Origin of the sequence: Bradyrhizobium altum (assembly GCF_020889705.1) — a bacterium.
GTDB classification, from domain to species: domain Bacteria; phylum Pseudomonadota; class Alphaproteobacteria; order Rhizobiales; family Xanthobacteraceae; genus Bradyrhizobium; species Bradyrhizobium altum.
The window spans coordinates 1-15,333 of record NZ_JACMYP010000210.1 but is presented as its reverse complement, the minus strand read 5'-3'; the positions used below and the strand labels follow the sequence as shown (position 1 = coordinate 15,333).

The following is a 15,333-nucleotide window of genomic DNA, read 5'->3' as shown; positions in this document are numbered from 1 at the left end:
CCGAGCAGTCGACCAGCTATTACGGCCAGCTCGCGCGCGCCAAGCTCGGCCTGCCGCAGATCGAATTGAACAGCGCGCCGCGCGGCCGCGGCGCCGATCGGCTGGAAATCGTGCGCGCGGTCGGGCTGCTCTACGAAATCGACGCGCGCGAGCTTGCGATCCCGATCTTCGGCGACATGGGCGACAATGGCGATCCGGAAGCGCTGGCCGGCCTCGGCGAGCTCACCGCGCGCCATGGCGATGCACGTGGCATGCTGCTGATGGGCAAGGCCGCGCTCAATCGCGGGCTGCCGTTCGATCACTACGCCTACCCGGTCAACGGCATTCCCTCGTTCCGCCAGGTCGGACCGGAGGTCGAGCAGAGCGTCGTCTACGCGATTGCGCGCCAGGAGAGCGCGTTCAATCCGGCGGTGGTTTCGCCGGCCCAGGCCTACGGCCTGATGCAGGTGACGCCGGACGCCGGACGCTATGTCTGCAAGCGCGCCGGCGTCGGCTTCGATCTCAACCGGATGAAGACCGACCCGGTCTACAACGCGACGCTCGGCGCGGCCGAACTCGGCGGCCTGCTCGAGGACTATCGCGGCTCCTACATCCTGACCTTCGCCGCCTACAATGCCGGCCGCGGCAGCGTGAAGAAGTGGATCGAGCGCTACGGCGATCCGCGCGACCCCAAGGTCGATGCAGTCGACTGGGTCGAGCTGATTCCGTTCTCGGAGACGCGGAACTACGTCCAGCGGATCATGGAGAACCTGCAGGTCTACCGCGCCCGCTTCGGCGGCGGCACCAGATTGCAGATCGACGCCGACCTGCGCCGCGGCGCCAGCGTGGAATGAGCCGGCGCGGCCGGTTTTCAACAGCCTTGCGAGGGGCCACGGCTAGCTCTGCGCCGACCTCGATCTAACTTATTGTTATAGCTTGCATTTCCTGCACTCACCCGAGCCATCGCACCGGAATCGGCGCGCAATATAAAGGCTCAGCGCGCGCTCCCGGGCCGCCGGCGGCGGAGCTGCCACCAAATCACCTTGCCGCAAACTGAATCTGCCGCTTGCGGCTTAGCGCCCTCTCGGGCATATCGGCGCCATTGGAGACGTGGCCGAGTGGCTGAAGGCGGCGGTTTGCTAAACCGTTATAGGCTTGTAAAGGCCTATCGAGGGTTCGAATCCCTCCGTCTCCGCCAGTCTCATTGACATCATTGAAATTTCTGGAAAATCGCTGTTCAGCGGACGAGCGGCCGCACAAGCCGCCTTTGGCCTGAACCGGTCGTCACCTCCGCGTGAACGAAACATCATTTCCGGTGCGTTGAAGCGAACGCGAAACAAACCGCGCGCAGCATCCCCCGAGTTTTTCATCACCTGAATATTTCCGGAGCAAAGCCATGCAGCAGGACAGTGGCATTCAATTCCAGGATATCGACCAGGTTTTGCGTAACGCCCAGCTTCGCCGATCAGCCGATTTGGCTCCCTGGTTACGGCAGCGTTTCTCATCCAAAGCCGGCAGGCTCGTTATCGCAACTTCGCTGGCTTGCATTGTTGTTGTGCTGGCGATCGCTGCCGCCCCACGGCCCGTCTCGAGCGCTGCGCTTGGCAGCGATTGGCAATGTAGCAAGGCAGCGTTTGTCTTGACGACCTGTCGTCAAACCGACCCTGCGCGCTCATAGCAAGGGGCCGCATCCTTGAAGGAACGTTGGCCTTGGCCCGGCGTTGCGTAGCCGGCGACGGCATGCGCGAGAGAGCAACCGGTTCCATCGTCGACCAATCGATGTCGACGCAATGCCGCAACATCGCGAGCAACATTTCCTTTGCGAGCCAAATTCCCATGAACAAGCGCAGGCAAGCCTATTTTCGGAACTCGCTGGATTTACGAGACAAGGTTCAGGTCAAGATATTGAGGAAGCGCCTGAAGGTCTCTGATCAACAGTTTGCTTCAATCGTTCGAAAATCGGGATCTTCGATTTCCGCCATCACCAAGGAAGCAAAAGTGATCTGATCAGCTTCTCGAAGGGAGCGGACGGATGCGACCTCAATTGGCCGGCGAAACCATTTGCCCGGCAACGCCGTAGCTGGAACGCCGGCCCCTTTCTTCCATTTTGGTACTACGGGCCGGCTGGGGCCGTTCGGTCTTTCCCAGTCACGAACGGCCCTACTTTTGTGTCCATCTATGCTGCGTGTCAGCTTCCCCTCGGCCTGATTATTTGGCATCAAATGATCATGAACGATCCGCTGGTTGGTCGAGATCAGGCTGAAGGCGAAGAAATGAAATGAATGGCCCAAGCCGCGGTCTCAGGTTAGCGATCTGCTTCGCACTAGCTGTCGTTCTGCCTGCTGCGCAGACGCCGCCAACGATGCATTCGCGAGACGAGTGGCGTGTGGTTGACAAGGAATGTCGCGATGTCTTGCCGCCGCAGGCAAAGATACGGGCATGCCTCAGCCTGCTGAGCGATCGACGCCTCTCGACCGCCTATCTTGCGCCAATTAATAGCGAAATATCGATCACGTTCCAAAGCTTGCGCGACTACGGCAACGCCATAAAGTACAAGAAGATCGAAATTGAACGCGCCAACACCGCGGTGAAGCAACCTGCTGCATCGAGCGAGGCACTTCCTGCAAGTCTTGGCGCGATGTCTCTGCGTTACATGGAACTCGGGACACTCCAGACGCTCAATCGCCTGACCAACTTCAACAGTCAGTCGGATGAAGCGCGCCGCGGCGCCACCGAGGAGCAAAACAACTACAACCTGGCACTTTCGTACAACCCGATGAACTACAGGGCATATCGATACCGGGCTGAAATTCACAGCCTGTTTTGCGATAGCGCGTCAGCCGCTCAAGACATCGAAGCAGCGGTCAAGTTTGCTGAACAAGCTGGCGATCAGGACGCAGCTCGAGACTACAAGCGCGTCACGCTGAGTGCCTGCATTCCGGCGTGGCGGCGAGACTAACACGCGAACCGGTGTCCACTTCGCTCGAAAACGCTCTAGTCTGCGAGGCCATCCGACTGTCGCCCCCGGTGGCGTGCCCCGCGCCAGGCCGCCTCGGCCGTATTCTTACGACCCCGCGACTGGCAGGCAACTTGCGACGTATCCGTGAATAGTTCGGCGCCAGCTGTTCTCGGTGTGCCGAACTCAGACATTCGGAGCACGCAAATGAACCTGCATCATCGTTTTGAGACAGCTCGCGAACGCACCGGTCGAGAGCCAACGATCAGCAAGATGCTGTCCGATCTTGTCCTGGCTTGCCAGCAGATCGAAGCCGACATCGCGAGCGAAGAAGAGCGCGCGGGAATTTATGACCGATCGGACGCAAGGTATCCGATTTTGGCAAGGTCGCTCAATGAGCGGTACGCCAATCTCAAGGGCACCATCGCCACACTCGAAAAGCGTGTCACCGAGAAATCCCTGCACAAGTTGGTCACCGACGCGGCATAGCGTGGAAATCAGTACCGAGGCTCAGGAGCAAGGGGCCCGCCAGAAGCAGGCCCCTGCCATCTTACTGAATCCCGAAGCACTGCCGCTTGCCGTCGTTGGGGCAGTAGAAGCAGGCCTTCTTCGAGCACCCCGACAGGTCTCCGGCCTTGTTCAGGGTGTAGTTGCAGCCTGCCGTTCTGTCGCACGCCTTCACGACTGCCCCGATCGGGGCGGCAGACGCCGACTGACCGAACGTGAACAGAGCAATCGCGGTGGCGACGGCGAAGCTCAGTGAAATTGAACGCATGATTTACCCTCCTCGACATCTGGGCCGACGCACCATTGCATCGCCTTGGCCGCAACTCTCGCAGAACGGCCGAGAAGGTGACGTGAGGCGCGTCACTCAGGCACGCGGCTGCGGCCCAGTGCGGCGCTGCCGACGTCAGCCACCGCCACGGGTGGATGGATCGAGGTTTCGGTTTTCGCCCGGCGGGATCGGGCCGAAGCCGGGATATACGTACCGGTCCGGGGGGACGACCGGCTCACTTGGGCGCATGATAAGGTGCTGTCGCGCGCGACGGTGATGCGCCGTTGCGGCGTCGGCAACCGCACTCCACGGGACCAAAAGGGGCAACGTCAAAGCCAAGGAAATACGCAAGGCAACACGCATCGCAAGCACTCCGTTTCACCGAACAAGTGATCTCCGACCGTAGCGCTCTATTCTACCTTAGCCTCTCACATGCGATCAAAACAGCGAGATCGCCAATCTGTGGCTTGCGACTTATCGCGCATCGTGCGCGGTCTTCAGCGGCCACGGAAAGGCCTGCGCGCAGGCGACGCCGAGCAGTGCGAGGCCGCCGCCGATGACATCGAATGGCCTGACCGGCTCGCCCAGCATCACGATGGCGACTGCGGCCGTCAGCACCGGCATAGACGATCAGCGGCAAGGTTTCGGCGTTGACCTGGCGCAGCGGCGCAGGCGTCGCGAGGAACGCGGGAAACATCACGGCCAGCGCACACAGCGCCTGCATGTAGGTGGATTGCCATCCGCTAATCGGCAAATTCCAGCGCTTGAGCAGTAAGCCGTACAACGCGTAGACGATCGCTGCCAGCAGCATCAGTGCGTCGCCCGCATGCACGGCGAGATAGCTAACGCTCCGCAGGCGATGACTGCGCCACCGGCCCCAGGATCCATTCCCTGAACGCCGCGATCTTCGGAAGCCCCTGCCGGTTGTCAGGGCAGACGAGATAGTAGGCGAACTCCTCCAGATGCGCGGTCGCGAGCAGCTGGATCAGCTCGCCGCTCTCGATCTCGTTTGCGACCATCGCCGCCGGCAGCAAGCCCGCGCCCTGCCCGGTCAGCACGGCTTTCAGAAGCAGACCGCTGTCGTCAAACGAAGGGCCGCGCGGCGTGCGCACCTCCGTGATGCCATTGGCCTGAAACCACAGGCTCCACCCCTTGCGATCGGCATCATGCACCTGCGGCCAGCCCGCAAGCTCGCCAGGGGATGTCGGCCGCCCGAGACGCGCAACCAGCGACGGCGAGGTGACCGCCACCATCTCGACCGTGACGACGCGGTCGCTGCGCAGCCCCGGATAGCGGCCGAGGCCGTGGCGCACCGCGACGTCGATGCCGCTGCGCGAGAAATCGACCAGCGTGTTGCTGGTGACGATCTGCAGATCGATCTCGGGATGCGCGCCCTGAAACGACGCCATGCGCGGCACCAGCCAGGCCGACGCAAAGAACGGCGTGACGCTCACCGTCAGCGTACCGACATCGACTGACGCAGCGACGCGGCGCGAGGCCTCCACGATCTGGCGAAACGCATTGCGGATCGACGGCAGATAGTCGCGCCCGGCGTCGGTGAGATAGATGCCGCGCGGCACCCGCTCGAACAGCTTGACGCCGAGATGGGCTTCCAGCGTCTTGAGCATCTGGCTGACCGCGCCCGGCGTCACGCACAGCTCCTCGGCCGCGAGCTTCACCGAGAGATGGCGGGCGGCGGACTCGAACGCCTTGAGCGCGTTCAGGGGTGGAAGCCTGCTCTCCATGATTTAGATTTTCTAATCTCAATCGCACAGCAAATCTGGTTTGCCAACGGGGCCTTCCCGGCGCTCAATCAGCCTATCGTAACGCTGAGAGCCGCGTCAACTCAGAGAAATCCGGGCCAATAAAGTTAGTTTTTCTAATCTTTTGTCACGGCTCGCGACAGCGGCTCCCGGTTCCCTGATGGAGCCAGGACAGGACATGACTGAGGTCCCAAACAGACTCGCCCTGCACGAAATCGGTGCAGGCGGCGATACCATCCAACGCATCGACCGCATCAACGCGTCGCAACCCGGCAGCCTGCCCGGCCTGCTGGACTTTCAGTGGCTCGAAGCCGAACGCGGCCTCATCCGCGGCCGCTTCGAGATTGCCGCGAAGCACTTCTCGCCGCACGGGCTCTTGCACGGCGCAAGCATCGTCGCGCTGGCGGATACCGCGTGCGGCTTCGGCTGCCTCGCCTCCCTGCCGGACGGTGCGATCGGCTTCGCGACCGGCGAGTTGAAGACGAACTTCATCGGTGCCGCGCGCGAAGGCGGCGTCAGCTGCGAGGCGCGCCTCGTTCACGCCGGGCGCACGACCCAGGTGTGGGATGCCGAGATCCGCAGTGAAGCGACAGACAAGGCCATCGCGCTGTTTCGCTGCACGCAGATGCTGCTCTATCCGCCGGCCAAGGCAGGCGGGCGCGCACCACAGGGAGAACGATCATGAGGAACGCCGTCATGCACGCCGGTTATCAGAGAGCAAAGCCGTTCTATGGCTGGTATGTCATCGCGGCAGCCTTCGTCGTGACGTTCATCGGCTTCGGCAGCGCCTACACGTTCTCGTCCTTTGTCGAGTCGTTGCAGCGGGAGTTCGGCGCCTCGCGCGGCTCGGTCTCGCTGGTGTTCTCGTTCGCGGGCTTCCTGTATTTCGGTCTCGGCATCGTCTCCGGCCCACTTGCCGACCGCTGGGGCGCACGCAGGCTGGCAGTCATTGGAATGGCGCTGGTCGGTCTCGGCATGGTGCTGGCGGGACAGGCGCAGACCATCCTTCAAGTCTATGCCGCCTACAGCATCGGCATCGGTGCCGGCGTCGGTTGCGCCTATGTCCCGACCTTGGGCGCCGTGCAGCGCTGGTTTGTCCGCCGGCGCGGTTTTGCGTCAGGCCTCGCCGTCAGCGGGATCGGCGTCGGGACACTGGTGATGCCGCCGCTCGCGACCTGGCTGATCACGAGCCTCGGCTGGCGCGATGCCTACGTCGTGTTGGGCGTTGTCGCCGCCGTCGCCGGGATCGGCGCATCGCTCCTGATCGCCGACGATCCGCGCCGCTATGGCACCGGACCGGATGGCGATCCGCTTGAAGCGGCCTCTAGCGCGCCGCTCCGTCAGGGCGTCTCGATCCCCGACGCGGTCAAGACCGCCCGCTTCGCCGGGCTCTATGCGGCCTGCCTGATCAGCGCGTTCGGGGTGTTCGTGCCCTTCGTGCACCTGGTGCCCTTTGCCGTCGACCATCAGGTGGCGCCGACGCTCGCCGTGCTGCTGCTCGGGATGATCGGCGTCGGCAGCACCGCCGGCCGGTTCTTCCTCGGCGGCATCGCCGACCGGGTCGGCCGCGATGCATTCCTGATCGCGATGTATCTCGGCATGGCCGTCTCGCTGGCGATCTGGGCGATTGCCGGCAGCTTCTGGTCGCTCACGGTCTTCGCACTGCTGTTCGGCGTGTTCTATGGCGGCTGGGTGGCGATCCTGCCCGCCGTGGTCACCGATCATTTCGGCGGCCGCAATGTCGGCGGCATCATCGGCATCCTCTACACCAGCGTCGCCGTCGGCACGCTGCTGGGCCCGAGCGCTGCCGGCTTCGCGTTCGACGTCAGCCACAGCTACTTCATCCCGGTGGCGATCAGCGCAGCCGCGAACCTCGTCGCCGCCCTCATCGCTGCCACGACGATGCGAACGGCCTCGCCGATGGCTTCCGCCGCGCAGCGGTGACGTCCCACGACGGTGGGTGATCCCCGCGCTACGCTCAGGGACCCCCCCCCTCGGTTCGAGCCTCTGTGATCACCCGGTTCGCCATGACCAATGCCTGGACCTATCGGCGCGCCGCCAACGACGACATCGTCGAGCTGGCGTCGTGGCGCGGTGCCGGCTCGCTCGGTCTCCGACCGCACTTCCATGACGAGAGCCAGATCGCGCTGGTGCTGTCGGCATCGCGCGCCTTTCGCATCGACGGCGCGACCGTCACCGTGCCGGCGGGCCATGCCGCGCTGGTCCCGGCGGGAATGCTGCATGCACCGATGGCGACGCCAGGTGCGGAGACGGTTTGCCTGAATGCCTATGTTCCGGCTAGCCGCGCCTGCTCGTCGCTCCGGATTATCAATGTCGGGGACCGCTGGCGGAGCATCGACGAGCTAGCGCCCGAGCACATCAGCGAGATCGCCAACGACACGCTGTCGCGCGAGCCGTCCCGCCCGGCCGGACGCACCGACAGCACGAAGCTCGGCACGGCCTTGACGGAGAGCCCCGAGCCGATCGGCGAGATTGCCGCCAGCTTCGGGCGAAGCCGCGAAGGGTTCAGCCGCATGGTGAGGCGCGAGTTCGGCGTCGCGCGGCATACCTTCCGCCTGCTCGCACGGCTCAATCTTGCCCGGCAGTTGCTGCGCGCCGGCGAGCCGATCGCAGCCGTTGCGGCGGATGCGGGCTTCTCCGACCAGAGCCACCTCACCCGTCTGTTCCGCCACACCTTCGGCACGACACCGGGCGTCTACTGGCGCGATTGAAGCGGCGTCACAGACGTTCCAGACCGGCCACTGCTCGGCCCGCTAGGCTGCTCACCCTGCAAAGGGGTGAAGGATGGATACCGGGACAAGTCTTCTGCTGCTCGCAGCCGGTGGCGCGGGAGGCATCATCAACGCACTGGCGGGCGGCGCGACGCTCATCACCTTTCCGGCGATGCTCGCGGCGGGCCTGCCGGCGGTCATCGCCAATGCGTCAAATGCGGTGGCGATCTCGCCGGGGCATTTGATCGCAGCGCTTGCCGATCGCGGCAAGCTGCCGCCGCCGACGCGGCGCACGATCAGCTTCGTCGCCGTCTCCACGGTTGGCGGCGCAGCCGGTGCCGGCGTCCTTTTGCTGCTTCCCGAGCGGCTGTTCGTCCTGCCGGTGCCGGCCCTGATCGCATTCGCGACGCTGCTGTTTGCCTTCGCGCCACAGATCCAGGGATGGACCGTCAGGCACCAGAAGGCAGCGGCTCTGCCCTCGACCGGTGCGAGCAGTGCTGTGCTCGGATTGGCGTGTGTCTATGGAGGGTTCTTCGGCGCCGGGCTCGGCGTCATCCTGACCGCGGTGCTGTCGATCACGGAACCCAACGACATCAGGGCGGTCAAGGCGTTGAAGAACCTGCTGGCGACCTGCGTGTCGCTCGCCGCCACATTGATCTTCATCGTGCAGGGAGCGGTCCGGTGGCCGGAGACCTCTGTGATGCTGCTCGGCGCCATGCTCGGCGGCTATGCCGGAGGCCACCTGATCCGGATCCTGCCGGCTCAGATCGTCCGGCAGTTCGTCATCGCCGCCGGAGCACTGATGACCGTGATCTACGCAGCGCGATACTGGTTCTAGATGGAGCGAGGGAGCCGAGGCTCCCAGCTCGAGCTGTGCGTTTTCGAGCGACGTGGATTACCGGTTCGCGTGAAGAAAACGCGTCAAAACGAAAACTTAGTGCGTCGTCATCCAGGCGCGGGCTTCGCGCTGGGCGGCAGCGATCTCGACGTCGGACATCTGCTCGGCGACTTCGCGGCGGTGCGCGATCGCGTCGGTACGTCCCTTGAGCGCCGCCAGGTTGAACCATTTGTGCGCCGCGACGAGGTTGACCACGCCGGAGCGGCCGCTCGCCCAATACATGCCGCGCTCGAACAGCACGTCCTGGATTGCAGTCGCAGCAACCGGGACAGCGCCTTCCTGATCGATGACCCCCTGAAACATTGTCGTCATTCCCCTTTTTGTTGTTGGCCGCCCTCCCCCGAGCGCGGCCCCCGTCCACTGTTAAGCTACCCTGTCATTCCCGGGCTGATCCTTTGGATCATGCCCCGCGCTGATCCCTGGGATCATGCGCCGCGCCGATCACTTGGATCACCGCTCGCCGTTTGCCGGCTTGTTGGGATGATCATGGCCCATCAAATTTGAAGAGCGGTTTAAGTATCGCGATGAACGGGATGTAAATCGGGCTCGCCCGGCACGTGCCCCGGAATCGCAGAAGTGCCTGTGCCGCAGGCATTTCCGTGCATTCGTGAACGCCGGTTTACCCTGGTGCTTCGGACTACGATAACCATCGCGGACAATGGCCGCGGGCGCCGGCCGGTGCCGGCGGGCCGACGCATGTGATCAGTCGATGAGGTGATGGCGGGCTGGCAGGTCTGGCGGACGGTCCACGGAGCCGCGGTACGGTCGCGCGCGCAAAGGAACGCGAGGCCGTGAGGCCCGACGTCGATCCAGAAAATGGGATGTGGAAAGTGGCTGCCGGGCGCGGACTGCGCGGGCCGCCGGAACGAGGGGGTCGGCGAACACGTCAGGACCAGATTTCAGCTCGGCATTGTCGCCGGTGAAATTGCGGAACCAAGCGGGCTCCGCACCGAACGAAGAAATCTCTGTTTCTTCTGCCGGACCGCTCTTGGGAAGGTTGCCCTCTCCGAAATTCGATCCAGCCGTTTGACCTGATGTCTCGCCGACACCCTCTTTCGTCAGCCAGAGCCTTGGGATGGGATGTGCCTCTCAGCAGTCCGTCCGCTGGCTCTCGCGACGTGCCGGCATCAAGCCGCCGGCAATCCTCTCAAGGCGAGAGGCTTACTTCTTCTTGGCGACCTTGCGGGTCTTCTTCGCAGTCTTCTTCACTGCGCTCTTCGCCTTCTTCGCCTTCTTCGCCTTCTTTGCCTTCTTAGCCATGTTGCCCTCCAGTATGTGAGATGGCTCTCGCTGCGTGCACTCGGGAATCGATATGCACTACTTCCCGAATACACCAACAGACCGAAAAAAACAGTGTCCCGCTTAAGGAAGTGTTGACGCAGCGGTGGCAGTGCGCACAGCGCGCGGCGCCGATCAAATCGGCATTGCATTCACGCGACGATACAAGAAATGCAGCAACGGCCGACATCGGCATTTGTCAACGTTGCAGGAAACGCCTGTATTGCAGGCATTTCTTGAATTCCCATTCGAGCGATCGACGCGCGATCGTCATTGCGTTGAGTCGCAAGCCGTGACGAAAAGCGGCGCGTCGCGAACGCCGAGTCGTAATTTTTGGCAACGAAAAAATTTTCGTGGGTAAGACCGCTTTTGCCTCGTTTGAGGTCACCGGGACCGGACTCGCGAACGAATCGCAGCTTCGCCGATTCGGCGTCGAAGGCGTCAGCGCGACCGTCGAGGGAGGGTGTGAGGCAAGATCACGCCGCGTTCACGCGCGCGCGACGACGCCGATGGCGACGGCGCGAGAGCATGATCCGACTGGATCATGCGCCAAGGACAACATCATTGTCCTGTTCGTTCAGACGCCGAGCTTGGACTTCAAGAGCTCGTTGACCGCCTTCGGGTTCGCCTTGCCGCCCGACGACTTCATCACCTGACCGACGAACCATTGAAGAGCTGCGGGCTTCGCCTTCGCCTGCTCGACCTTGTCAGGATTGGCCGCGATGATGTCGTCGACCACCTTCTCGATCGCGCCGAGGTCGGTGACTTGCTTCATGCCGCGCGCCTCGACGAGCGCGCGCGGATCGCCGCCCTCCCGCCAGACGATCTCAAACAAGTCCTTGGCGATCTTGCCGGAAATCGCCCCCTCGCCGATCAGGTCGACGATCGCGGCGAGTTGCTCCGCAGACACCGGCGAGGCTGCGATCGCCACGCCTTCCTTGTTGAGACGGCCGAACAGCTCGTTGATCACCCAGTTGGCGGCAAGCTTGCCGTCGCGCGCCTTGTCGGCGAGACGAGCGAGCACCGTCTCGTAGAACTCCGCGCTCTCGCGCTCGGCGACCAGCACGCTCGCATCATAGGACGACAGGCCGAAGCCCGTAATAAAACGGGACTTCTTCTCGTCCGGCAGTTCCGGCAGCTGCGCCTTGAGTTCGTCGACGAAGGCCTGGCTGAATTCGAGCGGCAGCAGATCGGGATCGGGGAAATAACGGTAGTCGTGCGCCTCCTCCTTGGAGCGCATCGAACGCGTCTCGCCCTTGTTCGGGTCGAACAGCCGGGTTTCCTGGTCGATCGAGCCGCCGTCCTCGATGATCTCGATCTGGCGCCGCGCCTCGTATTCGATCGCCTGGCCGATGAAGTTGATCGAGTTCATGTTCTTGATTTCGCAGCGGGTGCCGTACGCGGTCTCGCCGCAACGGCGCACCGAGACGTTGACGTCGGCGCGCAGGCTGCCCTTCTCCATGTCGCCGTCGCAGGTGCCGAGGTAGCGCAGGATCGAGCGCAGCTTGGTCACGTAGGCCTTGGCCTGCTCGGCATCGCGGATGTCGGGCTTGGAGACGATCTCCATCAGCGCGACGCCGCAGCGGTTGAGGTCGACATAGGACATCGTCGGCGACTGATCGTGCAGCAACTTGCCGGCGTCCTGTTCCAGATGCAGCCGCTCGATCCCGATCGTGACGCTGCGGCCGCCATCGAGCTCGAGCGCCACCTCGCCCTCGCCGACGATCGGCGACTTGTACTGGCTGATCTGGTAGCCCTGCGGCGAGTCCGGATAGAAATAGTTCTTGCGGTCGAACACCGAGCGCAGGTTGACCTTCGCATTCAGCCCCAGACCGGTGCGCACCGCCTGGCGGACGCACTCCTCATTGATCACGGGCAGCATGCCCGGCATCGCGGCATCGACCAGCGAGACATGGGAGTTGGGTTCGCCGCCGAACGCGGTCGACGCGCCGGAGAACAGCTTCGCGTTCGAGGTGACCTGGGCATGGACCTCCATGCCGATCACGACCTCCCAATCGCCGGTGGCGCTCTTGATTAGCTTGTGAGGGGCAGCAGATGCGGTCATGGATCTCGGTTTCCGGATAAAGTGATATCTGGGATGGATTGGGCTTCGCGCAACCGATCGCGCCAGTCAAGCCGCCTTGCTGTCCCCTTGCAATCCACTTGCGGCCCGCACCGACGCATCTGGCACAGATCAGAGCCCGCGCCGGAACTGCTGATAGGCCTTGCTTGAGCGCAGTGCGTCCGCGCCGCCCGTGATCAGCTGGTTGACCTGCTCCGCCGGCAGCGATAGCCGCGTCGGGATGGCGTTCAAGATGCCGGCCCGCTCCGGTCCAAGCCGGTCGAAGCCGAGCCGCTCGACATAGATCGCGACGTCGCCGCACCTCCAACCGGCGCCGACGCCGAGCCTGGCGCGATCCGCCGCAGACAGGCCGCAGCGCCAGTGCTTCAGCTTGCCCGACCAGTCGTTGGCGAGCGCGGTGAAGGCCGCGTAGCTCGAGCGCACGCTGGCATCGATCGCGGTGTCGGCGGCCGCCGACACCAGCTCGACGCCGCTTGGTCCTTCGAGCGTCTGCACGAAGTCGCCGGAGATGCCGCGGCCGGCGTCGACCACCAGGAACAGGATGCGCTTCAGCTTGGCCGCCTGCCGCTCGTCGAGCGGCTCGTAGGGATGTTGCGCGGCGAGCAAGCCGATGCTGAGCCCCGACAGCCCGTAATTGTCGACCAGCCCGCCATCGAGCAGCTTGACGTAGCGCATCGAGCCGTCACGGTAGCGCGCCTGCGCCTCGGCGTAGGAGCGCAACAACGGCTGCGCGTTCGGATCGTTGCGTACCCGATCGTACCAGGGCGGCAGCGGCGCGGCGCAGCCGCCGGGATAGGTTTGCAGCACGATCGGGGCAAATGCCAGCGGCACTGCGGCGGACGCCGCCACCGCTTCGGCGACACGATAGGAGCGGATGTCGCTGCAAAGCGCGTCGAACGACGTCTTGCCGAACACGAACGGCGTGCGGTTGTAGATGTCTGACGCGTTGATCCACACCCGCGGCCGGCGGTCGTCGGGCAACGCCTCGAACCTCGCGCCGTCGAACAGATTTTGATCGAGCCAGTCGGTGAACTGGCTGTCGTTCACGCCGCCGCCCAGCGCGCGCCCGATATTGCCGAGCGAGATCCGGGTCTTCAGTCCCTCCTCGGCATTGCGCAGCAGGAAGCGTTCGCGGAAATCGGCGAGCGCCGCACGCCGCTTCAATCCGAAATAGGCCGCAGTGACCGATCCGCCGGAGACGCCGGAGACGAAGTCGACGCGATCGAGCAGCGTCTTGGTGCCGGCGGCGCTGGAGTGCACCCGGTCGAGCTCTCCGAGCACGCCGAACGAAAACGCCGCCGCCCGCGTGCCACCGCCGGAGAACGACAGCGCAAGCAGCAGATCATCTTCGTAAGTCGGATAGTCGCGGGCGCTGTTGTTGTCGGCGAGCGCAGCACCGAGCGGCACGTTACCGGGAAGATTGTACACGGACGCGCAGCCGGCCAGGCCCACCGCCACCGCAGCCACCAGCAACGCTGACAGCCATCCCCTTATGCCCGACCCACGCACGAATACTCTCATTGCCGCTGGCCCCCGCCCGGTTCCACCAGCCTATCACGGCCAATCTGGGCGGAGGCATGGCGGCCGAAACAGGGTTAATCGTCGCGGTGCCAAGACACCGCACCTGGCACCGGTATTTCAGACCAAGAGCGCGGAGACGATCCGCTCCCACTCAGCCTCAACAGTATCGCTCGCGACGGGTTGGCCGGCCCGGCGATACCAGTAACCGGCATTGCCGAGATCGCCCTCGACGCGATGCAGATAGGCATGCACCCACGCCGAATTGGTATCGCTCTCGTCCTGCACGATGCGATGCGCCTGGTCCCAGTCGCCCTTCCTCGCCCACCACAATGCGGCGAGCGGTGGCGACAACGCCGCATCAGGCGCAGCGTCAGCGAGACTGGCGCGGAAATCCGCCATCGCTCACCACCATTTGGGCGCCGTGAACCGGCCGGCCGCCTGCTCGATCACCTCGCCGAGCGAGAACAGCGCCTCCTCGTCGAACGGACGGCCGATCAGTTGCAGACCGAGCGGCAGACCTTGCGTGTCCTTGCCCGCAGGCACGGCGATGCCCGGCAGGCCCGCCATGTTCACGGTCACCGTGAAGATGTCGTTGAGATACATCTCGACCGGATCGGCGCCCTTCTCGCCGATGCCGAATGCCGCCGACGGTGTTGCCGGCGTCAGGATCGCATGCACGCCCTTGGCGAAGCAGTCCTCGAAATCCTTCTTGATCAGCGTCCGCACCTTCTGCGCACGCAGATAATAGGCATCATAGTAACCGGCCGAGAGCACATAGGTGCCGATCAGCACGCGGCGACGCACCTCGTCGCCAAAGCCGTCGGCGCGGGAGTTCTCGTACATCTCGATGATGTTCTTGGCCGGCTCGCGCAGCCCGTAGCGTACGCCGTCATAGCGCGCGAGGTTCGAGGAGGCCTCCGCCGGCGCCACGATGTAATAGGCGGGCAGCGCGTATTTGGTGTGCGGCAGCGACACCTCGACGAGCTCCGCACCCGCGGCCTTCAGCCACTGCGCGCCCTCGCTCCAGAGTTTCTCGATCTCGGCCGGCATGCCGTCGAGCCGGTACTCCTTCGGGATTCCGATCTTCATGCCCTTCACGGACTTGCCGATCGCGGCCTCGTAGTCCGGCACGGCGATGTCGACCGATGTCGTGTCCTTGGGGTCGTGACCCGCCATCGAGCGCATCAGGATCGCAGCATCGCGCGTCGTGCGCGCGATCGGGCCGGCCTGGTCGAGCGAGGATGCGAACGCCACGATGCCCCAGCGCGAGCAGCGGCCGTAGGTCGGCTTTATGCCGACGGTCGCGGTGAACGCCGCGGGCTGGCGGATCGAGCCGCCGGTGTCGGTC

The 15,333-nt window shown here is 64.1% G+C and carries 16 protein-coding genes and 1 tRNA gene; 8 read left to right on the top strand and 9 right to left on the bottom strand.

The features are described from left to right. Both H8B02_RS35145 and H8B02_RS35140 read left to right on the top strand, forming a co-directional pair. A partial coding sequence (locus H8B02_RS35145; RefSeq protein ID WP_229170439.1) for a lytic transglycosylase domain-containing protein occupies nt 1-833 on the top strand: 833 nt, incomplete at its 5' end. 250 nt (nt 834-1,083) lie between these two features. After that, nucleotides 1,084-1,177: transfer RNA gene (locus H8B02_RS35140), tRNA-Ser, on the top strand. Between the two features lie 733 nt (nt 1,178-1,910). Here H8B02_RS35140 and H8B02_RS35130 read toward each other — a convergent pair. Further along, nucleotides 1,911-2,270: a hypothetical protein gene (locus tag H8B02_RS35130; RefSeq protein WP_229170442.1), complete on the bottom strand. Its 360-nt coding sequence runs from the start codon at nt 2,268-2,270 to the stop codon at nt 1,911-1,913. Nucleotides 2,271-2,365: 95 nt separating this feature from the next. Here H8B02_RS35130 and H8B02_RS35125 point away from each other — a divergent pair, with 95 nt between their 5' ends. After that, complete coding sequence (locus H8B02_RS35125) at nt 2,366-2,938, top strand: hypothetical protein (protein WP_229170438.1); 573 nt, start codon at nt 2,366-2,368, stop codon at nt 2,936-2,938. A gap of 204 nt (nt 2,939-3,142) precedes the next feature. After that, a complete protein-coding gene (locus tag H8B02_RS35120) occupies nt 3,143-3,424 on the top strand; it encodes a hypothetical protein (protein WP_229170437.1) in 282 nt (93 codons plus the stop codon). A gap of 61 nt (nt 3,425-3,485) precedes the next feature. Here the strand turns inward: H8B02_RS35120 and H8B02_RS35115 are convergent, their stop codons facing one another. The 3 genes from H8B02_RS35115 to gcvA form a co-directional block, all read right to left on the bottom strand. Continuing rightward, nucleotides 3,486-3,710, bottom strand: a complete 225-nt coding sequence (locus H8B02_RS35115; RefSeq protein WP_229170436.1) for a hypothetical protein — start codon at nt 3,708-3,710, stop codon at nt 3,486-3,488. A 415-nt stretch (nt 3,711-4,125) separates the two neighbouring features. Beyond that, a complete protein-coding gene (locus H8B02_RS35110) occupies nt 4,126-4,521 on the bottom strand; it encodes a DMT family transporter (RefSeq protein ID WP_229170435.1) in 396 nt (131 codons plus the stop codon). A 31-nt stretch (nt 4,522-4,552) separates the two neighbouring features. Continuing rightward, entirely contained in the window at nt 4,553-5,455 is a 903-nt protein-coding gene (gene gcvA, locus H8B02_RS35105) for a transcriptional regulator GcvA (protein WP_229170434.1), read from the bottom strand. A 178-nt stretch (nt 5,456-5,633) separates the two neighbouring features. Between gcvA and H8B02_RS35100 the strand changes: the two genes are divergently transcribed. From H8B02_RS35100 to H8B02_RS35085, 4 genes are all read left to right on the top strand, one after another. Continuing rightward, the gene (locus tag H8B02_RS35100; protein WP_229170433.1) at nt 5,634-6,158 is read left to right on the top strand and encodes a PaaI family thioesterase; all 525 of its coding nucleotides are present in this window, start codon (nt 5,634-5,636) and stop codon (nt 6,156-6,158) included. After that, nucleotides 6,155-7,417, top strand: a complete 1,263-nt coding sequence (locus H8B02_RS35095; protein ID WP_229170432.1) for an MFS transporter — start codon at nt 6,155-6,157, stop codon at nt 7,415-7,417. Before H8B02_RS35100 ends, H8B02_RS35095 begins: the two co-directional genes overlap by 4 nt. Before the next feature lie 65 nt (nt 7,418-7,482). Beyond that, the gene (locus tag H8B02_RS35090) at nt 7,483-8,205 is read left to right on the top strand and encodes an AraC family transcriptional regulator (RefSeq protein WP_229170431.1); all 723 of its coding nucleotides are present in this window, start codon (nt 7,483-7,485) and stop codon (nt 8,203-8,205) included. 73 nt (nt 8,206-8,278) lie between these two features. Continuing rightward, nucleotides 8,279-9,043 (top strand): sulfite exporter TauE/SafE family protein, encoded by a 765-nt coding sequence (locus tag H8B02_RS35085; RefSeq protein WP_229170430.1) that lies wholly within the window; start codon nt 8,279-8,281, stop codon nt 9,041-9,043. Nucleotides 9,044-9,139: 96 nt separating this feature from the next. On the opposite strand, the gene H8B02_RS35080 is transcribed toward H8B02_RS35085, so the two are convergent. The 5 genes from H8B02_RS35080 to H8B02_RS35060 all read right to left on the bottom strand — a co-directional run. Beyond that, a complete protein-coding gene (locus H8B02_RS35080; RefSeq protein ID WP_212318705.1) occupies nt 9,140-9,406 on the bottom strand; it encodes a hypothetical protein in 267 nt (88 codons plus the stop codon). A gap of 1,552 nt (nt 9,407-10,958) precedes the next feature. Continuing rightward, nucleotides 10,959-12,446: an Asp-tRNA(Asn)/Glu-tRNA(Gln) amidotransferase subunit GatB gene (gatB, locus tag H8B02_RS35075; RefSeq protein ID WP_229170429.1), complete on the bottom strand. Its 1,488-nt coding sequence runs from the start codon at nt 12,444-12,446 to the stop codon at nt 10,959-10,961. 129 nt (nt 12,447-12,575) lie between these two features. Continuing rightward, nucleotides 12,576-13,937 carry a patatin-like phospholipase family protein gene (locus H8B02_RS35070; RefSeq protein WP_229170440.1) on the bottom strand — a complete coding sequence of 454 codons (1,362 nt, stop codon included), beginning with the start codon at nt 13,935-13,937 and terminating at the stop codon, nt 12,576-12,578. Between the two features lie 165 nt (nt 13,938-14,102). Continuing rightward, complete coding sequence (locus H8B02_RS35065; protein WP_229170428.1) at nt 14,103-14,384, bottom strand: hypothetical protein; 282 nt, start codon at nt 14,382-14,384, stop codon at nt 14,103-14,105. 3 nt (nt 14,385-14,387) lie between these two features. Next, a partial coding sequence (locus tag H8B02_RS35060; RefSeq protein WP_229170427.1) for an amidase family protein occupies nt 14,388-15,333 on the bottom strand: 946 nt, incomplete at its 5' end.